The following is a 22099-nucleotide window of genomic DNA, read 5'->3' on the forward strand; positions in this document are numbered from 1 at the left end:
CGCGGGGCGGGCTCCGGCCGGCCGAGGGACCGGCTACGGGGCGGCCGTGCCGGTGCGGCCGCCGGAGGGGCGGGCGACCGCCCAGGCCGCCTCGATCATCCGGAAGATCTCGTCCAGCGCGTCCTCCGGGTCGGCCGCCTCCCGGGCCAGCGAATAGGCGTCGACCACGAACCGCGCGATCGTCCGGCAGGCCGTCGGGACCGGTGAGAGGCCCAGATCGGCGGCGACGGCCGTCGCCAGGGACTCCGCGTGACGCAACCGCATCGCCTCCTCGTACTCCCGCAGGGCGGGCGTTCCGTCGACCATGCGCCAGACCGGGGCCGCGCCGTCCCCCGTGCAGTGCCGCACCAGGGCCTGGATCTCACGGCGCAGCGCGGGGATCAGCGGCTCGTGCGGTTCCCGGCCGGTGACCGCCTGGGTGAGGCGCTGCTCGAAGTCCTCGTCCTGTTCGAACACCAGGGCCTCTTTCGAGGCGAAGTGGGAGAAGAGCGTGGTGACGGCGACGTCGGCCTCGGCGGCCACGTCTCGGATCCCCACCGCGTCGTACCCCCGCTCCAGGAAGAGCCGCAGGGCGGTGTCGGCGATCTTCTGGCGGGTCGCGGCCTTCTTGCGTTCACGGCGTCCGGTCGGCACGGTCATGCCCTGATGCTACCAAGTGCAGAACAACACCCGTTCCAAAAACCTAACCGTTAGTGTTACGGTCGGCGGCATGAGGAAAGTGAGCTTCGCCGAGTTCGGCGGTCCGGACGTCCTGCGCCTCGTGGACGCCGAGGAGCCCCACGCGGGCCCCGGTCAGGTGCGCATCGCCGTGCGGGCGGCGGGAGTGAACCCCGTCGACTGGAGGATCCGTGAAGGGCAGATGCAGAAGGTCAGTCCGATCGAGTTGCCCGCCGGAGTCGGACAGGACGCGTCCGGGGTGGTGGACGAGGTCGGCGAGGGTGTCGAGGGGGTCGGGATCGGCGACCACGTGTTCGGCGAAGGCACGGACACCTATGCCGAGTTCGCCGTGCTGTCGGCCTGGGCCCGTATGCCCGAGGGGCTGACGTTCGAAGAGGCCGCCGGGTATCCCTCCGTGATGGAGACCGCGCTGCGCATCATCCGCGAGACCGGGATACGGCCCGGGCAGACACTGCTGGTCAGCGGCGCGTCCGGGGGAGTCGGATCGGCGGTGCTGCAGATCGCCCGCGACCGCGGCATCACGGTGATCGGCACCGCCGGCGCCGCCAATCAGGACTATCTGCGCGGTCTGGGCGCCGTCGCCACGACGTACGACGAGGGCTGGGTCGAACGGGTACGGCGACTCGGCCGTGTCGACGCCGCCCTGGATCTGGCCGGCTCGGGCGTGATCCGCGAACTCGTCGAACTGACCGGGGACCCGCGGAAGGTGGTCTCCATCGCCGATCTCGAAGCGCCGGAGTTCGGCGCCCGGTTCTCGGGCGTGGCCGGCAGCATGCCGGAGGCCCTCGCCGAGGCGGTCGGTCTCATCACACGGGGAAAGCTCCACATCCCGGTCGAGAAGTCGTACACGCTCGCCGAGGCCGCGGCGGCGCACATCGACAGCCAGGCCGGCCACACGCGCGGGCGCCGGGTCGTGACCGTCTGAGAGGCGGCCGCGCGTCGACGCGGCGCACGTCACCGCGACGGGCCGGGCGCCGCGGAACGGGCGGGCCCGCCCCGCGCCCCGTCACCCCGGACGACGAGCCAGGCGCGCACCCGCCCGGTACGGGGCGGGAACGCGGGGAGCGAACGGCCCTTCAGCCGACGCGGGCCGCCGCGCCGCTGACGCGGACGCGCGGATCGTCCGCACACAGCGTCACCGTGAGCCTGCCCGGACGGCCCAGGTCCTCGCCCTGGTGCAGGGTGAGGACGGCGTCCTCGGGGACGAGGCCGAACTCACGGGCGTACGCTCCGAACGCGGCCGCCGCGGCGCCGGTCGCCGGGTCCTCCACGACGCCGCCGACGGGGAACGGGTCACGGACGTGGAAGACCGTGGGCGACTCCCGCCACACCAACTGGACGGTGGTCAGGTCCAAGCGGTGCATGAGGGCTTCGAGGCGCGTGAAGTCGTACGCGAGGTCCGCCAGGCGGGCGCGTGTCGCCGCCGCGAGGACGAGATGCCGGGCGCCGGCGAAGGCGATACGGGGCGGGAAGGCCGGATCGAGATCGGTGGCCGGCCAGTCCAGCGCGGCGAGCGCCTCCGCGAGGTCGGCGTCGGCGATCTCCTCGACGTGCGGCTCGACGCTGGTGAGCGTGGCCCTGACCGTCCCGCCCTCCTCGGTCACCTCCACCGGCACCGTACCGGCCCGTGTCGCGAACACCAGTTTCCCGGGGCCGGTCCGCTCGGCGAGCGCGACGGCGGCCGCGACGGTGGCGTGGCCGCAGAACGGCACCTCCGCCTTGGGACTGAAGTAACGAATGCCGTACGCCCGCCCCTCGTGGCCGTCGAGGCCCTCCGGGAGCGCGGTCAGGAACGCGGATTCCGAGTATCCGAGGTCGGCGGCGACGGCCAGCATGTCCCCGTCGTGCAGAGCGGTGGCGTCCAGAACGACGCCGGCGGGGTTCCCGCCGGCGGGGTCGCTGGAGAAGGCGGTGTAGCGCAGCACCTCGGGCCGCGACGCATTCGTCGTCATGTCCGCGGCAACGTGGCGCGCCCCCGCGGCTATTCCCGGCCGCGGACGGGACGGAGCCGGGCGCCCCGGCGGGCACGGCCGTACGCGGACCGTGGGAGGCCGCCGACGGCGCCGTCCCATAAGCTCGTGCGGGAGAACGCCGGACGTCGGCTGTGTTCACCTCGAGGAGGCGATGGTGCTCGGAAGGGCCACGAGACTGCTCTCGGGCGCCGTGGTCGTGGCCTGCGTGGTGCTCCTCGGCCCGAGCGCGCCGAGCGGAGCCCCCTCCGCCAGACCGCTGCCCGCCGACGCCGCCGAGGACGTCGTGCCGAACCGGGTCATGACGTGGAACCTCTGCAACCCCTGCGAGAAGGACAACGTCGACCGGGCGGCGGAGATCGCCACATACGCACCGCAGGTCATCGGCCTGCAGGAGGCATGCGTGAGCGACGTCAAGAGGATCCGGGAGTACCTGGAGCGCCTCTACGGGCTGGTCTACCACGTCGAGTACGGGCCCGTCCTGCGGAACTGGGGCCGCTGCGGGGGAGCGCCGTGGAAACCCGGGGCCTTCGGACAGGCACTCCTCTCGGCGGCACCGATGACGGATCCCGTCGTCACGGAATACCCCGACGGAGGATCGGAGGACCGCGGGTACATGGCGGTCACCACCGAGGTGGGGGGCCGGCCCGTGCGGGTCTTCAACACGCACCTCGCCGAACGGCGTCAGGAAGCGGTCCGGGCGGACCAGGCCGGCGTGCTCGCCACAGCCGTCGCCCGGCACGACCGCGCGATCGTTCTCGGAGACTTCAACGCCGTCCCGGAGGCTCCCGAACTGGCCCGGATGTGGGCCCTGGCCGAGGACACCGATCCCCGGTGCCGTCCCTCGTCCGCCGGTACCTGCGGGGTGACCACCGACTGGCACAGCAAGTTCGACTACGTCTTCCTGCGCGGCATCGCCCCGCTCCGGCACCGGGTGGAGACCACCCCGTACTCGGACCACCACCTGGTGCACAGCGACCTGGACCCGGCCTGAGGCCGCCCGGCCGCGGAAGCGCCGCCCGTTCCCTCTTCTCCCGGCCGGTCGTTCCCGGCGCGTGCGCGGGAGCGCCTATGCGATACGGGAGAAGGTGCGCCGGTACTCACTCGGCGTGGTGCCGAGGACGCGGTGGAAGTGCAGGCGCAGATTGGCGCCGGTTCCCAGGCCGACATCGGCGGCGATCTGCTCGACGCTGCGCTGCGAGCGCTCCAGCAGTTCGCGGGCCGCGTCGATGCGGGCACGCATGACCCACTGCATCGGCGTGTATCCCGTGTCCTCGACGAAACGCCGCGAGAACGTGCGCGGCGAGACCGCCGCATGCCCGGCGAGCACCGAGAGGGTGAGCGGTTCGCCCAGCCGGCGCAGGGCCCACTCGCGGGTGGCGGCGAACCGCTCGCCGAGCTGCTCGGGCACGCTGCGCGGCACGTACTGCGCCTGGCCGCCGCTGCGATAGGGCGCCGCGACCAGACGCCGGGCGGCGTGGTTCGAGGCGGCGACACCGAGGTCGCCGCGCAGGATGTGCAGGCAGAGGTCGATGCCGGAGGCGGCGCCGGCGGAGGTCAGCACACGGCCCTCGTCGACGAACAGGACGTTCTCGTCGACGCGGACCGACGGGTGTCTGGCCGCGAGCGCCCGGGTGTAGTGCCAGTGGGTGGTGGCACGTCTGCCGTCGAGCAGCCCCGTGGCGGCCAGGGCGAAGGCGCCGGTGGAGATCGCCGCGAGCCGTGCTCCCCGGTCGTGGGCCGCGACCAGCGCGTCGACGACGGCCTGCGGCGGGTCCTCGCGGTCCGGGAACCGGTAGCCGGGGATGAAGACGGTGTCGGCCCACTCCAGGACGTCGAGCCCCTGGGCGACGTGGTACGACAGCCCGTCGCCACCGGTGACCATCCCGGGGGCGGCACCGCACACCCGCACGTCGTACGGCATGCTCGCCCGGGTCGTGAACACCTGCGCGGGGATGCCGACGTCGAGGGGCTTGGCGCCGTCGAGCACGAGGACGCCGACACGACGCAGGCGGGAAACTGGCACGGAGGCAAGCGTAGGCGAACCCGGTGCCGGCGCCCGGCGCCGGACCTCTGGCACGATCCTTTCGGACCGTGGCGATCATGCCACTGTCAGGAGCGAGCGCCGCGAGTGACCCTTTCCTGGACGAAGGGACACCCACATGACTCGTATCGCGATCAACGGATTCGGCCGCATCGGACGCAATGTGCTGCGCGCCCTGCTCGAGCGGGACAGCACACTGGAGGTCGTGGCGGTCAACGACCTCACGGAACCCGCCGTCCTGGCGCGTCTGCTCGCCTACGACACCACCGCGGGCCGGCTCGGCCGGCCGGTCACCGCCGACGAGGACGCCCTCGTCGTCGACGGCCGCCGCATCAGGGTCCTCGCCGAACGGGACCCGGCACGCCTGCCGTGGGCCGAACTCGGCGTGGACATCGTGCTGGAGGCGACCGGCCGCTTCACCTCCGCCCCGGCCGCCCGGGCCCACCTCGCCGCCGGCGCGAAGAAGGTCCTGGTGGGCGCACCGTCCGACGGCGCCGACGTGACCCTCGCCTTCGGCGTGAACACCGACGCCTACGACCCGCGGGCGCACACCGTCATCTCCAACGCCTCGTGCACGACCAACGCGCTCGCACCACTGGCCGCGGTCCTCGACGAACTCGCCGGCATCGAACACGGCTTCATGACCACCGTGCACGCCTACACCCAGGAACAGAACCTGCAGGACGGCCCGCACCGCGACGCCCGCCGCGCCCGCGCCGCAGCCGTCAACATCGTGCCGACCACCACGGGCGCCGCCAAGGCGATCGGACTCGTGCTGCCCGGCCTCGACGGCAAACTGTCGGGCGACTCGATCCGCGTGCCGGTCCCGGTCGGCTCGATCGTCGAACTCAACACGACCGTCACCCGGGACGTGACGCGCGAGGAGGTGCTGGAGGCGTACCGGGCCGCGGCGCGGGGACCGCTCGCCGGAATCCTCGAGTACTCACAGGACCCGCTGGTGTCGTCCGACATCACCGGGAACCCGGCCTCGTCGATCTTCGACTCGGCTCTCACCCGTGTCGACGGCCGTCACGTCAAGGTGGTCGCCTGGTACGACAACGAGTGGGGCTTCTCGAACCGTGTGATCGACACGCTGGAGCTCCTCGCCGCCCGCTGAGGGCGGGGGCGGGCGCACGCCCGGGCCCCCGGGGCACCGGACGACCGCGGCCCGGCCCGTGCCCGGGAGGGCCTGCCGGGACACACGTGGGCGCCCCCGTCCTCGGACGGGGGCGCCCACGTGTGGTGTTCTCGGCTTGCCGACGTCAACTCACGCCGAACGCGGTGCGGTTATGCGTGAGCGTGTCCGCGGCGATGCCCACGGCCGGTGAACAGCCGGTACAGCGCCAGGAGGATGACGGATCCGACGATGGCCGCGATCCAGGTGGACAGCTCGAAGAAACCGTCGATCGAGTCGACCCCGAAGAGCACCTTGCCGAGGAATCCGCCGAGGAGTCCTCCGGCGATACCGATGAGCATGGTGATGACGATTCCGCCCGGGTCCTTGCCCGGCATGAGCGCCTTGGCGATGGCTCCGGCGAGCAGGCCGATGACTATCCACGCGATGATGCCCATCACACACTCTCCTTGCTGTCGGTTCGACGTACGTGTGTCCCCGGATCGCCTCTCCTAACTCCCCGCGCGTGGCCGGCGCAGGAAATCGGCGAAGGGTGCGGATTGCGGTGCGGACGCCTTCTCATGTCGGCGGCGCGATTCCTTCGAATCAGACGTCGTATTCCCAACTCGCTTTTGACAGAGGTGTTTTCGCTTTTCCCCCAGGGGCACACGGGCCGCCGGGCCGCAACCGTTCAACGGGCCGGCGACAGTCGTCGAGGAGAGGGGAACACACATGCGTCACAGGGGGACGAGGGCAGGCGCGATCGCGGTCGCCGCGGTCATGGGGAGCATCCTGACGGGGTGTGGGGACGAGGGCGGGGCGACGGGTGCGCGGGACGGCGCGTCACCGGGCGCGAGCAGGAGCGACGGAGGTCGGGACCAGGACACGACGGCGGTGCGGGCGGCCTACGACAAGACGGCCGAAGCCGAGTCGGCACGGATGACGATCAAGACGAAGATCGACGCGGAGGGCAGGACCGTCACGTCGGAGGGCCGGGGCGTCCTCGATCTGGCCGAGGGCGACAGCGTCATGACCGTCACCGCGGAGGGCGAGAGCATCGAGCAACGTGTGGTCGACGAGATCCTGTACCAGAAGGCCCCGGGCCAGGACGCCCCGGGCGGCAAGCCCTGGGTCGGGATCGACCTGGAGAAGGTCGCCGCCCAGCAGGGCGTGAACGGCCAGGGGATCGGCGACCCGGCCAGGACCGCGGCCTACGCCAAGGCGATCACCGACGAGGACGTCACCGAGGTCGGCACCGAGGAGATCGACGGCGTGAACACCACGCGCTACCGGGTCTCGGTGGACGTGGCCGAGCTGCCGGGCGGTGACCGGATGCGCAAGCAGCTCGGTCCGACGCTGCCGATGCAGGTCTGGGTCGACGACGAGGGCCGGCTGCGCCGTCAGCAGATGGACATGACCGTCAGGACCGGGGCCTCCGCCTCCGCGAAGCCGGACACCGGCGCGGCGCCGCAGCAGCTCAGGATGAGCACGGTGATGGAGTTCTCGGACTTCGGAGCCGAGGTCGACGCCGAGGCCCCGCCGGCCGGACAGGTGGCCGACATGACCGACCGGGTCCTCCGGCAGGGCGGACGGCGAGGCTGACCGGCGGACCCGTCGGAGCCGCTGTTTGTCCCCCCGGCCCCCGGGGGACCCTGCGCCCATGAACAAGAAGCCAGGTCGCCGCCTTACGCGGCAGAACCGAGTACTGCGGCTGCTGGACGCACTGGAGCGCGACACCAGGGCGGACGCGGTGATCGACGCGCTCGGCAGGAGGGTGCGGGCCCTGCCGCTCGGCCGCACCCGGGACGCGCTGCACGGCAGATGGCTCGGCCATCCGGTGCACCCCTTGATGGTCCAGGTGCCGATCGGCACCTGGATGTCCGCCGCGGTGCTCGACCTGCGGTCCGGCCGCTCCCGGGAGGCCGGCCTCCTCGTGGGCGTCGGGCTGGCGGCGGCCGGCCCCGCCGCCCTGGCGGGCGTGGCCGACTGGGCGGAGCTGCACCGTCAGCAGCAGCGGGTGGGGCTGGTGCACGCGGCGGCCAACGTGACGGCGGTGGGCCTGTACGGTGCCTCGCTCCTCCTCCGCCTCTCCGGGCGGGCCGGGGCGGGCCGCACGTGCGGCTTCCTCGGCCTGACCGCGGTCGGCCTGGGAGGCATGCTCGGTGGCCACCTGGCGTACCGGCAGGCCGCCGGCGCCAACCACGCCGAGGAGGTGCCGCACGTCGTCGGGCCGGGCTGGCACCGGATCGGCGCCGTGGAGGAATTCCCGGTCGGCCGTCCGGTGCGGCGCACCGTGGACGACGTGCCGGTCCTGGTGGTGCGGGAAAGCGACGGGGCGATCCACGTGCTGGCCGAGCGGTGCAGTCATCTGGCGGGACCGCTGTCCGAGGGCACCGTCGCCGACGGCTGTGTCCGGTGCCCCTGGCACGGCAGCGTCTTCCGGCTCGCGGACGGCCTGAACGTCCGCGGCCCCGCCACCGCGCCCCAGCCCGCCTTCGACAGCCGCGTCGTCGCCGGGCACGTCGAGGTCGGTCTGCGCCGGGAGGGACGGGAGACGGCGGACGGCCGTGGGACGGACGAGCCGGTGACGGGAACAGGACGGGGTGAGGACCATGAGCACAGCGACTGACGGCCGTCTCGTACCACGTCTCAGGGAACTGCTGCGGCGCACGGAGCACGCGTACGCGGCGGGGGGCGAGCGCCCGCTGCGTGGTTATCTCGCGGCCATGACGGCTTTCGGGGTGTACACGGCCGGCTGGGCGGCGGTGGTGAAGGCGCGTGGGCGCCCGCTGCCGGACCGGCCCGCGCCCTGGGACGTGGTCCTGACCTCGGTGGCGACGTTCCGGCTGAGCCGGCTGCTGAGCAAGGCCTCGGTGACCAGCCCGCTGAGAGCCCCCTTCACCACCTTCGTCGGCCCTCAGGGCCCGGCCGAACTGCACGAGGAGGCGCAGTCCGGTGACCGCAGGGCCACGGTCGGCGAGCTGGTGACCTGCCCGTTCTGCATGAGCGTCTGGGTGGCCTCGAGCCTCACGGCCGGGCAGTTGCTCTGGCCCCGCGCGACCCGCACCGCCATGGGCGCGCTCACCGCGCTGGCCGGTGCGGACGCGCTGCAACTGGCGTACGGCGCGCTGGTGGACAGGACGACCGGGGAATGACGCCGTCCCGGACGACGGAGGCGCCCCGGTGCGGTGCGACCGGGTCGGCGGGAGACCCGCCGGGCGCCTCCCGGCAGGTGTCCCGCGGCCGTCGCCGTTTCGCTCCGGCGACCGCGGAAACCCGGCGCGCAACGGTGACGGCCCGTGCGAGGAGGAGGCAGTCCGTGAAGAGGGCGTTGTGGATGGTTCCGGTCGCCGCTGTCGGCGTCGCGGCGGCGCGGAGGGCCGGGGCGGCGCGTCACGGCGACGACCGGGCGGGGGACCGATGGCTCACGGTGACGGTCAACCGCCCGCCGGCGGAGGTGCGGCAGGACGGGAGACTGCCCGATCCCCTCCAACGGCTCGCGGAGAAGGTCGACGTGCGGGTGCGCCCCGCACCGGGTGACCGCGGCACGGAGCTGGCTGCCCGGCTCAAGGAGCCGACGCCGGCCCGCTCGTCCTCGGCGCCCGCACGGCTGGCCGGGCGGGACCCACGGCAGGAGGTCCGGCTCGCCCTGCGCGAGGCCAAGGCCGTCCTGGAGGCCGGGGAGGTCATGCTCCCCGACACACCGCCCACGACCCGGCCGACACCGGCCGGCAGGCTGGTCGGACTGCTCGGCCGCCGGTCCGGTGGGGAGGGAGTGCTGTGAAGGCGCTGTGCTGGGAAGGCGTGAACAAACTCTCCGTCGAGCAGGTGCCGGACCCGGAACTGCGCAACGACCAGGACGTCGTCGTACGGCTGATCGCGGGCACCACCTGCGGTTCCGACCTGCACCTCATCGGCGGTTACATCCCGGCGATGCGCGCCGGGGACGTGATCGGCCACGAGTTCGTCGGAGAGGTCGTGGAGACCGGTTCCGCCGTGCGCCGGCACAAGGTGGGCGACCGGGTCGTCGTCTGCTCGTTCGTCGGCTGCGGGCGGTGCTGGTACTGCGCGAACGACCTGTGGTCCCTGTGCGACAACACCAACACCAACCCCGGCGTCGGCCAGGCGCTCTTCGGCTACGAGACCGCCGGCATCTTCGGCTACTCGCACGCCATGGGCGGTCTGCGCGGCAGCCACGCCGAGTACGTGCGCGTCCCCTTCGCCGACTACGGCGCCTTCCCCGTTCCCGAGGGCGTCGACGACACCAGCGCGCTGTTCGTCTCGGACTCGGTGCCCACCGGGTGGATGGGCGCCGATCTCGCCGGCGTCAAGCCCGGCGACGTGGTGGCGGTCTGGGGCTGCGGCGCCGTGGGCCAGATGGCCGCGAGGGCGGCGATCCTGCTCGGCGCGGAACGGGTCGTCTCCATCGACCGCATCCCCGAGCGGCTGGCGATGACCGAGCGGTACGTGGGCGCGGAGACCATCGACTACACCACCACGGACGTCGCCGCCGAGCTGCGCGAGCGCACGGGCGGGCGGGGCCCGGACGTGTGCATCGAAGCGGTCGGGATGGAAGCGCACAGCGACGGCCCGATGCACCTGTACGACCAGGCCAAGCAGCAGCTCCGGCTGCAGACGGACCGGCCGACCGCCGTGCGCCAGGCCATCCACGCCTGCCGCAAGGGCGGCACCGTGTTCATCCTGGGCGTGTTCGCGGGCGCCGTCGACAAGTTCCCGCTCGGGGCCGTGATCAACAAGGGGCTCACCGTACGCGGGGCGCAGATGCACGGACAGCGCTACATCCCCATGCTCCTGGAGCGGCTCGCCGCCGGTGAGATCGCGACGGCCCACATGGCGACCCACACCCTCTCGCTCGACGAGGCGCCGACCGCGTACGACATGTTCAAGCACAAGACCGACGGCTGCGTGCGCGCGGTCATCCGCCCCGGGGCCTGAGGTGTTTCCCGGGATCTCGGACGGAGCGGCCCACCGGGTCGCCGAGCGGCTGGCCCGGTGGCGGGCGGCGCCGGCTCTGCACCCCCACGGCGTGCTGTGCTCGGGCACCCTGGACGTGCCCGGCAGCAGCGGCGAGCCGTGGGGCGTGCCGTGGCTCGACCGGCCGGGCTCCTACGCGGTCACCGTGCGCTGGTCCCGCGCGCTCGGCCTGCCCCGGCGTCTGCCGGACGCCCTGGGGCTGGCCCTGCGGGTCACGGACGCCGGTGGCCCGGGCAGCGCGCTCGACCTGCTGTTCACGTCGAGCGGCTCCGGCCGGCTCGGCCGTCATCTGCCCCTTCCGCGCCCCGACGCCCTGACCGGGCCGTACTCCACCCTGCTCTCCTACCGGATGGGCGGCCGCGAACGCGTCCTGGCGGCCTTTCCCGTCCCGGCCCCGGGCGGTCCGTCCAAGGCCGCCCGGCCGGCGCTGTGGCAGGAGCTCGCCCGCCGGCCCCTCCGCTTCGACCTGCGCGCGGCCGCGCCCGGCGAACCCTGGTGTCCCTTCGCCTCCCTGACCCTCGAGAGGGCGCACGCCGCCGCCCCCGCCACCACGGTGTCCTACGACCCCTACGCCCACAGCCTGCCGGACCTGCGTCCCACCCGGCGCCTGAGCGGTCTGCGCGCCGCCGCGTACGCCGGCTCCCGCCGCGGGCGGAGTGCCGACGGGCGCGGCGGCCGGCCGGCGTCATCCCCGACGGGCGGGCCGGAACCGCCACCGCGGAGCTGAGGCGGTTCCGGCCCGGAGCGGTGCGCCGTGCGGGCGCTCGCCGTACCGCCTTCCCCGGGTTCCGGGTCCCGCGGGGACGTCTGCCACCGGTCAGGCGCACGTCCGGCGACGGGCGGAGCGGAGCAGCAGGGCGAGGACGCCCGCGGCCGCGGCCGCGCCGGCGACCAGGGAAGCGCGGCGGCCGAGGGGGCCGGCGCCCCGTGTGAGGTCGCGCAGGCGGTCGAGGGCGCTGAGGGGGACACCGCACAGGGCGTTGCCCGGCGGGCGCCGGGGAACACCGGGGTGGGGACGGGTCGGAGCGGTCGCCCGCACGGCTTCCCACGCGGCGCCGATGCGCCGCAGCGTGCGGTCGTCGAAGGCGTCCCGCAGACGGGGCAGCAGTTCGTCCTCCTCGTCGCGGATGTCCTGACGGATCAGGGCGAACGCCTGCCGGATCCACCCGGCGCGCCGGGGGTCGTCGGGGGACCGCTCGACCCGCGCGATGAGCTCGTTGATCGCCTGGTGCTCTTCTTCGACCCGGCGGGTGAGGTCCTCCCCGTCGGGGGCCGTACGTCGAAGGAGCGGCCACAGAACGGTCTCCTCGGCGAAGGCGTGGCTGAAGACGAGCTGGACGATGTCCTGCCAGAGCTGGTCCGGCTCGTCCTCCCGGACGCCCTCGGACCGATAACGGCCGATCATCGCGTCCAGCCGCGCGTGGTCCCGGCGCTGGCGCATCAGGATGCTGTCGCTCCCTCCGAGCGCGCCCGCGCCCTGACGCGCGATCGAGACGGTCACGGCTGCTCGTCTTCCGCGGAGGTGTCCTCCGCGCCGGGGTCCGCGCCGTCGTCCTGCGTGCCGGCGCTGCCGGCCCGCTGGTCCTCTTCCTCGGGAGGGACGTCCTTCTCACCCGTGACCTGCTCCAGCGGGTGGGACGCGTCCTTGTCGTGGGAGGTGCTCATGATGTCTCCTCGTTCGGCTTCGGCTTCGGCTTCGGCTTCGGCTCCGGCTTCGGCTTCGGCGGGCGGGCCGGCGGGATCAGCCGACCGGCCACCCGGCGACCAGGCTTCTGGACGGCTTCGGCTCCAGGGGCTGGACCTGCCCGTTGCGGATGACGCCCCGCCAGGCACCGCACTCCTGTCCGACCCCCTCGATGAACTCCTTGAAGCGGCCGAGTTCGGCCCGGAGCACACGGGGCGCCGCCCCGGCCCGGTCCACCACGCGGCCCCCGAAGCCGTGCGACTCGAAGCGCATGCGCACCACGACCTCGGTCCGTTCCGGGGCCAGGCTCCGGAACGACACCTCGCCGCGGTGACCGGCCTGCCGGCCGAGGCCGCGCCATGCGATCAGGGAGTCCGGCCACTGCTCCAGGATCTCCGCCGTGAACTCACGGCGCACCGGACCGGCCCCGACCACCCAGCGCGTGAGATTGGGCCGGAGCTGCTCGACGCCCCTCACCGTGCGCATGAAGCGGGGGAAGGTCTTGAACTGCGTCCACTGGTTGTAGGCGGTGTGGACGGGCACCGCGACTTCGACCGTCTCTTCGACGGAATTCATGGTTGTTGCACGCATGGCCCCGCCTGTCGTTGGGAACCGCTCTGCCCAGTGTCACCGGCCGCCCGCGGATCCGCCACCAGGCCGCCCGGTGCGGTCCTCACGGCGCGGGCCCCGGACGCCCGGGGAAGAGCCGGGGCCCGGGGAACGACCCGCCGGAGGAAGATCGTGTGGCCGCTTCCGGGCGGGGGCGTGAGACTTGAGGAGACCCGAGTACACCGGTGAGAGGGAGTCCGATGCCGAAGCGGCCCGACGACGGTTCCAAGGACCCGCTCACCGTGACACCGCCCAGGAAATGGGCGGCGGGAGTGCCGGCGGTGGCGCACGCCCTGGAGTACTCACTGGGGCAGACGTCCCCCCTGCGCGCCGGGGAGACACTGCTGACGATGAACCAGGTGGACGGCATCGACTGTCCCGGCTGTGCCTGGGCGGACCCCTCTCCGGGGCACCGGCACCGCAACGAGTACTGCGAGAACGGCGCCAAGCACATCAACGACGAGGCGACCACGCGGCGCGTCACGTCCGCCTTCTTCCGCGAGCACCCGGTCTCCGACCTCGCCCAGCGGTCCGACATGTGGCTGAACGACCAGGGGCGGCTCACGGAACCGATGGTCAAGAGGCCCGGCTCCGACGCCTACGAGCCGATCAGCTGGAACGACGCCTTCGAACTGCTCTCCTCGGAGCTCACCTCCCTGGACTCACCCGACGAGGCGGTCTTCTACACCTCGGGCCGGGCCGGCAACGAGGCCGCCTTCGTGCTCCAGCTCTTCGCCCGCGCCTTCGGCACCAACAACCTGCCCGACTGCAGCAACATGTGCCACGAGTCCAGCGGCTTCGCCCTGCACGAGACCCTGGGCACCGGCAAGGGGACGGTGAGCCTGGAGGACCTCCACCACGCCGACCTGATCTTCGTGGTGGGCCAGAATCCCGGGTCGAACCACCCCCGCCAGCTCTCCGCGCTGGAACAGGCCAAACGCAACGGCGCCCGCATCGTCGCGGTGAACCCGCTGCCCGAGGCCGGACTGCGGCGGTTCAAGAACCCGCAGAAGCCGCGCGGAGTGGTCGGGCACGGCACCCGGATCGCCGACCGGTTCCTCCACATCCGCGGTGGTGGCGACCTGGCGCTGTTCCAGGGCCTGAACCGGCTGCTGCTGGAGGCCGAGGACGCCCGGCCCGGCACCGTCCTGGACCACGACTTCATCCGCACCCGCACCGACGGGTTCGAGGAGTTCTCGCGCCACGCCCGCACCGTCGAGTGGGACGACATCCTCCGGGCGACCGGTCTGACCCGCGAGGAGATCGAGGACGTCCGTGACGACGTGCTGCGCAGCGAACGCGTCATCGTCTGCTGGGCCATGGGCATCACCCAGCACAAGCACGCCGTGCCCACCATCCGGGAGATCGTGAACTTCCTGCTGCTGCGCGGGAACCTCGGCAGGGCGGGCGCCGGCGCCTGTCCCGTGCGCGGGCACAGCAACGTGCAGGGCGACCGGACGATGGGCATCTGGGAGCAGATGCCGGACTCCTTCCTCGACGCGCTGCAGCGGGAGTTCGGCTTCGACCCGCCCCGCGCCCACGGGCTGGACTCGGTGAACGCGATCAGGGCGATGCGCGAGGGACGGATCAAGGTCTTCCTGGCCCTGGCCGGCAACTTCGTCCGGGCCGCTCCCGACAGCGCGGTCACCGAGGAGGCCCTGCGTTCGTGCCGGCTGACCGCCCACATCTCCACCAAGCTCAACCGCTCCCACACCGTCTGCGGCGACACCGCGCTGATCCTGCCGACCCTGGGGCGCACCGAACGGGACTACCAGTCGGGCGGCGAGCAGTTCGTCACCGTGGAGAACTCGATGAGCGAGGTGCACACCTCGCGCGGACGGCTGAAGCCGGCCTCCCCCCTCCTGCTCAGCGAGGTCGCCATCCTGTGCCGGCTCGCCCGCCGGACGCTCGACGGCACGGGGAACATCCCGTGGCACGACTTCGAGGGCGACTACGGGGAGATCCGGGACCGCATCTCCCGCATCGTCCCGGGGCTGCACGACTTCAACCGGCGCGTGGTGCGCCCGGGCGGCATCAGGCTGCCCAACGCGGTCAACGAGGGCGTGTTCCACACACCGGTCGGCAAGGCGCGGTTCACCTGCAACGCCTGGGACATGCCGCACGTCCCCGAGGGGCACCTGCTGCTGCAGACCCTGCGCTCGCACGACCAGTGGAACACCGTCCCCTACACGTCCGACGACCGCTACCGGGGCATCCACGGCAGCCGCCGGGTGGTGTTCGTCAACCCCCGCGACCTGACCGGGCTGGGCCTCGGCGAGGGGGACCACGTCGACCTGGTCGGCGTGTGGACGGACGGCACCGGGCGGCGGGCGGAGGACTTCCAGGTCGTCGCCTACCCCGTCAAGCCCGGGTGCGCCGCCGCGTACTATCCCGAGACCAACGTCCTGGTGCCGCTCGACAGCGTGGCCGAGACCAGCAACCAGCCCGCGTACAAGGGCATCGTCGTGCGCCTGGAGCCCGTCCCCGCCGGTCGCGCCCCGGTATCGGGCTGAGGGCGGAGGGACGGCGGGAGCCCGGCCGTCCCGCCGCTGTCCCCGCCGGTGGGGCGCGGCGGGGGAGCCGGGCGGGCGCGCGTCCGGCCGGCCCCCGGCGTCGTCCACCTCGCCGTCCTCACCAAGGGCTTCCGCCGTCCCACCCCCGAAATGCGGCCCGACACCCGGGACCCCGTCCCGGCCTCGCGCTGACGGGGCGTGCCCCGCACGGGGCACGCGGCGTCCCGGCCCCGCGGTGCCGGTGCGACCGGTCCACGGTGACCGTGACGGAGCGCCCTCCGCAGGCGCACGGACGAGCGGTGTGCGGCACGGGCCGCTCCGCCCACCGGCCGGTACCGCTTCGGGGGACCCCGGCCGTACGGCTGCCGGGGCCCCCACCTCCGCCGACTCCGTCGCGGCCGGCCCGTCCCGGAGAGGCCGGGGCGCCCCCGCCCCGCCACTACGGCGTGCCCGTCCTCAGTAGCCGTAGATCATCTTGTAGGCGACCTCGGGAAGGAACTGCCCGGCCGCGGAGCCGGCTCCGACGCCGCAGTTGCCGTCCGACTCGCCCGGGGTTTTGATCCACAGGAGCATTTCGGCGCCTCCACCCGTCTGGGTGGGCGTGCCGATGCGGCGGCCCGAGGGGTTGCACCACTGCCCGTTGGAGCCGTTGCCGTTGCGGCTGGTGTCCACGACGAACGGCTTGGTGTAGCCGTAGCGGGCGCCCAGTTCTCTGTTGACGGCGTTGCCGTAGGCGGTGTTCTCGGCGGTGGTGAAGTAGTTGGAGACGTTGAGCGAGAAGCCGTGGGCCTGACGGAGGCCGGCTTCGTGGAGGCGCCGGGCCATGGTCGCCGCGTCGGCCCAGCGCGGGTTGCCGGCGTCCATGTAGACCCAGGTGTTGGGGGCCTGGCGGTTGAACTGGGCGAGGGCGTTGGTGAGCATGGCCTCGCGCTCGTCGATCTGCGCCTGGGTCATGCAGCCGTAGTCCCCGAGGGAGTCCGGTTCGAGGACGACGACGGCCGGGCGGCCTGCGATCCCGCCGGCGAACTGGGCGATCCAGTCGGCGTAGGCGGACGGCGAAGCGGCTCCGCCGGCGGAGTGGCCGCCGCAGTAGTCGCGGTTGTAGATGTTGTAGGCGACGAGGACGGGCAGCTTGTCCCGCTGGTCCGCCGCCCCGACGTAGGCGCCCGTGGCGGTGCCGATGGTGCCGCTCCAGGAGCCGAACCAGCGGGCCATCGGGGTGTTGGCGATCGATGCGTTGATCGCGGCGGCCCGGCCGTCGCCGGGGTTGGCGGCCGCCCACCTCTTCGCGCTGGAGTCGGGATCCACGTAGAACCCACTGGTCATGGTGGTCGGGTCGGCCGCGTGGGCGGACGGTGCGGCGGCGAACGCCAGGGGCAGGGCGAAGAGTGCTGCGGCCAGGGCACGGAGTCTGCGGCGCATGACTGAACCTCGTTCTCGTGGCAGGGATGCGTCGCACGCCCTCGTCCCGGGCGTGTGACGCGCTGGGGGAAGTGCGGTGGTGCCACCGCCGCCGGGAGCGCTCCCACGGGAAGCGCCGGCCGCGGGTGTCGTCCAGGTCGTACGTGGCGCCGGAGTCGGGCGAGCGGCGCATCGTCGAGGCCGAGGTGGAGGGGGCGGACGGCCGGCCGGTGGCGGCCGCGAGCGCGGGACGGCAGGAGCAGACTTGGTGAAGTCATGACAACTACATGCGGGGGGCTCCTCGGCTCGGCGGGGCGGGGACCGGCTTCGCGATGCTCGACATGCCGAACGCCTGGCGGCATGTCGAGCAACTTGGATGATAAGAGGGCCACAAGCCCCGTCAACCCTTCTCGCAGTATTCGCATGTATCGTCGAAACATTCGGAACGCCTTGATGTCGACCCGTCGCAGGTCAGCGCCCGAATGGTGGTAAAGGATCGCTTCCGCGGCAGGTCCGGCCGCGCGACGGGGCGATCCCGCGGGCGGCGTCGCTGCGCTCGGTCGCTTCTCCGGGCTCCGGGAGTCGTGGAGTTTCCGAATGGCGGCCGACATTTCGAAATCCTCGAGCCTTCTCCTCCACGGCAAGGGTGTGAAGTCCGGCATCTGCCGGGGCCCGGCGGGCGCACCTGCGCGCGGGCCGCGGGCGACCGGGGGCGAGACCCAGGACGCCGCGGCATTCGCCCCCTGGGTGCCGACGGACGTCCGCGTGGCCGTGCGCACCTCGTTCCGCCTGGTCGTGCCCGCCTTCACGCCCCTGTGCGCGCTTACGCCCGGGGGGTGATCAACGGCGACTGGAAACAGGAGAGTTGAGAACCCTGTGGACCACCGTGTGTCATGCTTCGATCATGACTGAGCGAGACGACTGGGGCGAAAGGCTGCAGACCGATCGGCCCCACTCGGCGCGGGTGTGGGACTACCTGCTCGGCGGGAAGAACCACTACCCGGTGGACAGCCGGGCCGGCGACCTGATCCTCGAGAACTTCCCCGAGTTCGCGGCCATCGCCCGCGTGCAACGGCGCTTCCTGGTGCGAGCAGTGCGGTTCCTGGCGCGCGACGCCGGGATCCGTCAGTTCCTCGACATCGGCACCGGGCTGCCCACCGCCGACAACACCCACGAGGTCGCCCAGGGCATCGCGCCCGACAGCAGGATCGTCTACGTGGACAACGACCCCATCGTCCTCGCCCACGCCGACGCGCTGCTGTACAGCACGCCGGAAGGAAAGTGCGCCTACCTCGACGCCGACGTGCGCGATCCGCAGAAGATCCTCGCCCGTGCGGCCGACACGCTGGACTTCGACCGGCCCGTCGGCCTGATGCTCCTCAACATCATGGGCCAGGTCTCGGACGAGGAGCAGCCCGAGCGGATCGTGGCCGAACTGATCGACGCCCTGCCACGGGGCAGCTACGTGGCCCTGAGCGACGGCACGGCCACCAGTGAACAGCTCCGGGTGGCCGTCGAGGCGTACAACGCGCAGTCCGTCCACACGTACCACCTGCGCTCGCCCGAGCGCATCGGAAGCTTCTTGCAGGGGCTGCGTCTGGTCGAACCGGGCCTGGTCAGGTCCGCCGACTGGCGTCCGGAGCCCGACTCCGCAGGCATCCCTCGCGAACAAGGTCACGCCGTCGGGGCGGTGGGCCTGAAGGAGTAGGAGTCCCTCCCGGGCCGGACCCGCAGGGTCCGGGGCCACCTGCTGACGTGGCCCGGCCCGGACCGTCGAGAGCGGGCCGGGCGGCGGGGGCCTGACGGGCGCAAGCCCAGGCCGGGAGCCTTCTTTCGCGCGTCTGGAAGGAGCCGGGCTTCCTCGGCGCGTACGACACCAGCAGGTTTCTCGTCCGGGCACGCCGGGACGATCTGCGCAGGCAGGTCCGGTCGCTGTTCCTCGGCTGGACGGCGCGGCTATGGGAGGACCGCGGCGTGCTCCGTGCTAGCGTTGGCTGTTTGCAGTGTTGCTGTGTCGGTGTTCCTGGCCGGTGACGGTGTCCTTGCCGGGCCTTCCTCGGTACGGTCCTTCGGAGGAAGGCTTTCTGTGAGCGGATCAGCACGTACCGATGCCCGGCGACAGGACCGTGTGTCCGAGGTGCCAGAGGCCACTTCGGCGCTGCCCGCGGTGGCGTCCTTCGCGCGGCTGGGGCTGCCGGCCGAGGTGCTGCGGGTGCTCGACGAGCACGGTGTGACCGTGCCCTTTCCCATCCAGGTCGCTGCCCTGCCGGACGCGCTCGCGGGACGGGACGTCCTGGGCCGGGGCCGCACGGGATCCGGCAAGACGCTCGCCTTCGGCCTGGGGATGCTCGCCCGGACGGTCGGGCGGCGCGCGCGGCCGAAAGAGCCGCTGGCGCTGGTTCTGGTGCCCACCAGGGAGCTGGCGCAGCAGGTGGGTGAGGCGCTCACTCCGTACGCCGAGGCGCTGCGACTGCGGCTCGCGACAGTGGTGGGCGGAGTGTCCGTCGGACGGCAGACCGCCGCGCTGCGGGACGGCGCCGAGATCGTCGTCGCCACGCCCGGCCGGCTGCACGACCTCGTCGAGCGCAGGGCCTGTCGGCTGGGGAGCGTGCGCATCGTGGTCCTGGACGAGGCCGACCAGATGTGTGACATGGGGTTCCTGCCGCAGGTCACCGAGATCCTGGACCAGGTGCGTTCCGACGGGCAGCGGATGCTGTTCTCCGCCACCCTCGACCGTGACGTCGATCAGCTGGTGCAGCGCCACCTGCGCGACCCCGCCGTCCACTCCGTGGACCCCTCGTCCGGCGTGGCCTCCGCGATCGAGCACCACGTCTTCGTCGTGCACGGCCCGGACCGGTACGCCGTGACCACGGAGATCGCCGCCCGGGACGGCCGCGTCCTGCTGTTCCTGGACACCAAGCACGGCGTCGACCAGCTCACGCGGCATCTGCGGGCCAGTGGCGTGGCCGCCGCCGCCCTGCACAGCGGGAAGTCCCAGCCGCAGCGCACCCGGACCCTGGACCGGTTCAGGGACGGGCAGGTCACCTCGCTGGTGGCGACGAACGTCGCCGCACGCGGCCTGCACGTCGACGACCTCGACCTCGTGGTCAACGTCGACCCGGCCACCGACCCGAAGGACTACCTGCACCGCGCGGGCCGCACGGCCCGGGCCGGCCGCTCCGGCACCGTCGTGACACTCGTCCTGCCGGCACAGCGCCGCGAGACGAGCCAGGTCATGGCGGACGCCGACGTCACCCCCAAGGTCACCAAAGTGCGGTCCGGCGAGGCGGAGCTGAGCCGGATCACCGGCGCCAGGACCCCCTCCGGAGAGTCTCTCGACGGCGGGGCGGCCGTAGCGCGCCCCAAGAACCCCAATGTCCCGTTCCGCGGCCTGGGCAGCGCCAAGGACGCGAAGAGCAGCTCCGGCGGCAGATCGTCCCGCCGGAACAGCGAGGCCCGCAAGCTCGCGGAGGCCCGCAAGGCGGCCCGGGTACGGCGCGGCGGCTGAATCCGTCCTCCCGGACTGCCGGGCCGTGTCCTCGTCCACTGTCCGCGAAGAGGCGCCGGAAGAAGGTCCGCCGCGACCGGGCCGCGTCCACGGACGGCAGTCCGGCCGAGGAGCCGGCGCGGGAGGCCGCGAACGGGCGGAGCGCCGGCGGCGCGGACGGGTGGCGAAACGACCGTACCGAGGCAGGGGCACCGGGGGACGCGTCCGGTGGCGAGCCGGACGCCTGTGGTCGTGACCGCTACTTGATCAGGGCGTTCGCCGAGGAACCCGAAGGCGTCGAGGACGAGCTCCTGCGGCTGGACACGGCCGAGTCCCACGACGCCGTCGCGCACAAGCGCGCGGAGCTCGACGCGGGGGCTCCCGCGGACGCCGCCGGGGCCCTCGCATGGGCCGCTGCCGCCGGCATCCCGGTCATGGCGCGGCAGTCCGTGGTCGAGGAGCTGCTCCGCTCGCACGAACCCTTCGTGGAAGACCTCTTCGACACGCTGCTCGACGAGCTGGGATCCCCCGGCCCGCACAGCCCTCACCCACGCCGTGAGGAGCGGTGTCCGAGCGCCTTGGGACAGCGCGCCTTCGTGCGGACCAGTCGGAGGAGCGGTTCAGCGCGGTGTCACCCAGCCCGGCGTCCAGGTCCCGGCGGCGTCGTGGCCGGCCGTCGCGGCGGCGAGGTGGGCGCGCAGGACGGCCAGCGCCGGGTGGGGGTTGTCCCGGTGCCACAGGAGCGAGTGCGGGTAGACGGGCGTCGGGTCGGTGACCGGGATGCGGCGCAGGTCGTGGCCGGCGGGCCAGATGAGGCGGGTGTGCCCGCCCATGAAGGTGGCCAGGGCGGGGGTGTCGAAGACGGTGTCGAGGAGCGCGTCGGAGCCGAAGTTGGGGCCGGTCGCTTCCACGGTGAGGCCGAACTCGGCGACGAGGTCGTCGTAGTAGGCGGCCCACTCGGTGCCGGGGGCGATGCCGGGCATCCAGATCCGGTGCCCGGCCAGTTGGGCGACGGTCACCGACCGGGCGCCCGCCAGTGCGTGGGCGGGGCCGGTGAGGAGCTGGAGCGGCTCGTCGAGCACCCGGACGGAGTCGATGTCCTCGGGGAGGGGGTGGCCGGGCGCGGCGACGGCGCGGAAGGAGGCGTCGATCGCACCGGAGCGAAGGGCGGTGACGGCCGTCTCGATGTCGAACAGCATCGTCACGTCGAGGTCGATCCCGGGGTGTGCGCGGTGGAAGTCGCGCATCAGACCCGACTGCGCGCTGCGCGAGGCGATCACGTCGACGCGCAGCGGACGGCGGCCGGGCCGCACGGACGCCACCGCGCGCTCGGCGACGCGCAACAGCTCGCGCGCGTGGGGCAGGAACGCCCGCCCGTCGATGCTGAGCTCCGCGCCGCGGGCGGTACGGGTGAACAGCCGCACGCCGAGGCCGCGTTCCAGCGCGGCGATGCGCTTGGAGACGGCCTGCTGGGTGACCGCCAGCTCCACGGCGGCCTCCTGGAACTGTCCCGCGTCGGCGACAGCGACGAAGGTCCGAACGGTATCGAGGTCCACGCCGACACCCTAGGAGTCCCGGACACGGGTGTCCTTCGGGGGGGGCGA

General features: G+C 72.9%; 22 protein-coding genes. 13 read left to right on the forward strand and 9 right to left on the reverse strand.

The features are described 5' to 3' along the window. Window positions 1–33 precede the first annotated feature (33 nt). Window positions 34–639: a TetR/AcrR family transcriptional regulator gene (locus ABTY20_RS25310; protein ID WP_351999340.1), complete on the reverse strand. Its 606-nt coding sequence runs from the start codon at window positions 637–639 to the stop codon at window positions 34–36. Window positions 640–709: 70 nt separating this feature from the next. On the opposite strand from ABTY20_RS25310, the gene ABTY20_RS25315 reads away from it, so the two are divergent. Continuing rightward, window positions 710–1603, forward strand: coding sequence for an NADP-dependent oxidoreductase (locus tag ABTY20_RS25315; protein ID WP_351999341.1), 894 nt, complete (start codon window positions 710–712; stop codon window positions 1601–1603). A gap of 151 nt (window positions 1604–1754) precedes the next feature. Here ABTY20_RS25315 and ABTY20_RS25320 read toward each other — a convergent pair whose 3' ends face one another. Beyond that, window positions 1755–2630 carry a PhzF family phenazine biosynthesis isomerase gene (locus ABTY20_RS25320; protein WP_351999342.1) on the reverse strand — a complete coding sequence of 292 codons (876 nt, stop codon included), beginning with the start codon at window positions 2628–2630 and terminating at the stop codon, window positions 1755–1757. 172 nt (window positions 2631–2802) lie between these two features. Here ABTY20_RS25320 and ABTY20_RS25325 point away from each other — a divergent pair, with 172 nt between their 5' ends. Further along, on the forward strand, window positions 2803–3642 hold the full coding sequence (locus ABTY20_RS25325) for an endonuclease/exonuclease/phosphatase family protein (protein ID WP_351999343.1): 840 nt from the start codon (window positions 2803–2805) through the stop codon (window positions 3640–3642). Between the two features lie 75 nt (window positions 3643–3717). On the opposite strand, the gene ABTY20_RS25330 is transcribed toward ABTY20_RS25325, so the two are convergent. After that, complete coding sequence (locus ABTY20_RS25330) at window positions 3718–4674, reverse strand: GlxA family transcriptional regulator (RefSeq protein ID WP_351999344.1); 957 nt, start codon at window positions 4672–4674, stop codon at window positions 3718–3720. A 136-nt stretch (window positions 4675–4810) separates the two neighbouring features. Between ABTY20_RS25330 and gap the strand changes: the two genes are divergently transcribed. Then, entirely contained in the window at window positions 4811–5809 is a 999-nt protein-coding gene (gap, locus tag ABTY20_RS25335) for a type I glyceraldehyde-3-phosphate dehydrogenase (RefSeq protein WP_351999345.1), read from the forward strand. Between the two features lie 170 nt (window positions 5810–5979). Here gap and ABTY20_RS25340 read toward each other — a convergent pair whose 3' ends face one another. Further along, a complete protein-coding gene (locus ABTY20_RS25340; protein ID WP_351999346.1) occupies window positions 5980–6264 on the reverse strand; it encodes a GlsB/YeaQ/YmgE family stress response membrane protein in 285 nt (94 codons plus the stop codon). A 274-nt stretch (window positions 6265–6538) separates the two neighbouring features. On the opposite strand from ABTY20_RS25340, the gene ABTY20_RS25345 reads away from it, so the two are divergent. From ABTY20_RS25345 to ABTY20_RS25370, 6 genes are all read left to right on the forward strand, one after another. Beyond that, entirely contained in the window at window positions 6539–7408 is an 870-nt protein-coding gene (locus tag ABTY20_RS25345; protein ID WP_351999347.1) for an SCO4651 family lipoprotein, read from the forward strand. A gap of 58 nt (window positions 7409–7466) precedes the next feature. Next, window positions 7467–8435 (forward strand): Rieske (2Fe-2S) protein, encoded by a 969-nt coding sequence (locus ABTY20_RS25350; protein WP_351999348.1) that lies wholly within the window; start codon window positions 7467–7469, stop codon window positions 8433–8435. Next, the gene (locus ABTY20_RS25355) at window positions 8419–8961 is read left to right on the forward strand and encodes a DUF1360 domain-containing protein (RefSeq protein WP_351999349.1); all 543 of its coding nucleotides are present in this window, start codon (window positions 8419–8421) and stop codon (window positions 8959–8961) included. Before ABTY20_RS25350 ends, ABTY20_RS25355 begins: the two co-directional genes overlap by 17 nt. A 164-nt stretch (window positions 8962–9125) precedes the next feature. Next, the gene (locus ABTY20_RS25360; protein WP_351999350.1) at window positions 9126–9590 is read left to right on the forward strand and encodes a hypothetical protein; all 465 of its coding nucleotides are present in this window, start codon (window positions 9126–9128) and stop codon (window positions 9588–9590) included. A 20-nt stretch (window positions 9591–9610) separates the two neighbouring features. Further along, window positions 9611–10762 carry a zinc-dependent alcohol dehydrogenase gene (locus ABTY20_RS25365; protein WP_351999351.1) on the forward strand — a complete coding sequence of 384 codons (1152 nt, stop codon included), beginning with the start codon at window positions 9611–9613 and terminating at the stop codon, window positions 10760–10762. A 1-nt stretch (window position 10763) separates the two neighbouring features. Continuing rightward, a complete protein-coding gene (locus ABTY20_RS25370) occupies window positions 10764–11528 on the forward strand; it encodes a catalase family protein (RefSeq protein WP_351999352.1) in 765 nt (254 codons plus the stop codon). A gap of 90 nt (window positions 11529–11618) precedes the next feature. Here ABTY20_RS25370 and ABTY20_RS25375 read toward each other — a convergent pair whose 3' ends face one another. From ABTY20_RS25375 to ABTY20_RS25385, 3 genes are all read right to left on the reverse strand, one after another. Next, window positions 11619–12302 carry a hemerythrin domain-containing protein gene (locus tag ABTY20_RS25375; RefSeq protein ID WP_351999353.1) on the reverse strand — a complete coding sequence of 228 codons (684 nt, stop codon included), beginning with the start codon at window positions 12300–12302 and terminating at the stop codon, window positions 11619–11621. Next, a complete protein-coding gene (locus ABTY20_RS25380) occupies window positions 12299–12466 on the reverse strand; it encodes a hypothetical protein (RefSeq protein WP_351999354.1) in 168 nt (55 codons plus the stop codon). Before ABTY20_RS25380 ends, ABTY20_RS25375 begins: the two co-directional genes overlap by 4 nt. 76 nt (window positions 12467–12542) lie before the next feature. Then, window positions 12543–13061, reverse strand: coding sequence for an SRPBCC family protein (locus tag ABTY20_RS25385; RefSeq protein ID WP_351999355.1), 519 nt, complete (start codon window positions 13059–13061; stop codon window positions 12543–12545). A 233-nt stretch (window positions 13062–13294) separates the two neighbouring features. Here ABTY20_RS25385 and ABTY20_RS25390 point away from each other — a divergent pair, with 233 nt between their 5' ends. Beyond that, complete coding sequence (locus ABTY20_RS25390) at window positions 13295–15607, forward strand: FdhF/YdeP family oxidoreductase (RefSeq protein WP_351999356.1); 2313 nt, start codon at window positions 13295–13297, stop codon at window positions 15605–15607. 456 nt (window positions 15608–16063) lie between these two features. Here ABTY20_RS25390 and ABTY20_RS25395 read toward each other — a convergent pair whose 3' ends face one another. Then, window positions 16064–17029 (reverse strand): glycoside hydrolase family 6 protein, encoded by a 966-nt coding sequence (locus ABTY20_RS25395; RefSeq protein WP_351999357.1) that lies wholly within the window; start codon window positions 17027–17029, stop codon window positions 16064–16066. A 125-nt stretch (window positions 17030–17154) separates the two neighbouring features. Here ABTY20_RS25395 and ABTY20_RS25400 point away from each other — a divergent pair, with 125 nt between their 5' ends. The 3 genes from ABTY20_RS25400 to ABTY20_RS25410 all read left to right on the forward strand — a co-directional run bounded on the left by ABTY20_RS25400 (window position 17155) and on the right by ABTY20_RS25410 (window position 20516). Next, entirely contained in the window at window positions 17155–17280 is a 126-nt protein-coding gene (locus ABTY20_RS25400; protein ID WP_351999358.1) for a hypothetical protein, read from the forward strand. A 632-nt stretch (window positions 17281–17912) separates the two neighbouring features. Then, window positions 17913–18716: an SAM-dependent methyltransferase gene (locus ABTY20_RS25405; RefSeq protein ID WP_351999359.1), complete on the forward strand. Its 804-nt coding sequence runs from the start codon at window positions 17913–17915 to the stop codon at window positions 18714–18716. 420 nt (window positions 18717–19136) lie between these two features. Beyond that, window positions 19137–20516 carry a DEAD/DEAH box helicase gene (locus tag ABTY20_RS25410; RefSeq protein ID WP_351999360.1) on the forward strand — a complete coding sequence of 460 codons (1380 nt, stop codon included), beginning with the start codon at window positions 19137–19139 and terminating at the stop codon, window positions 20514–20516. A 599-nt stretch (window positions 20517–21115) separates the two neighbouring features. Here the strand turns inward: ABTY20_RS25410 and ABTY20_RS25415 are convergent. Beyond that, window positions 21116–22051 (reverse strand): LysR family transcriptional regulator, encoded by a 936-nt coding sequence (locus ABTY20_RS25415; protein WP_351999361.1) that lies wholly within the window; start codon window positions 22049–22051, stop codon window positions 21116–21118. Window positions 22052–22099 lie beyond the last annotated feature (48 nt).

Source organism: Streptomyces sp. NPDC126497 (assembly GCF_040302425.1).
Lineage (GTDB): Bacteria > Actinomycetota > Actinomycetes > Streptomycetales > Streptomycetaceae > Streptomyces.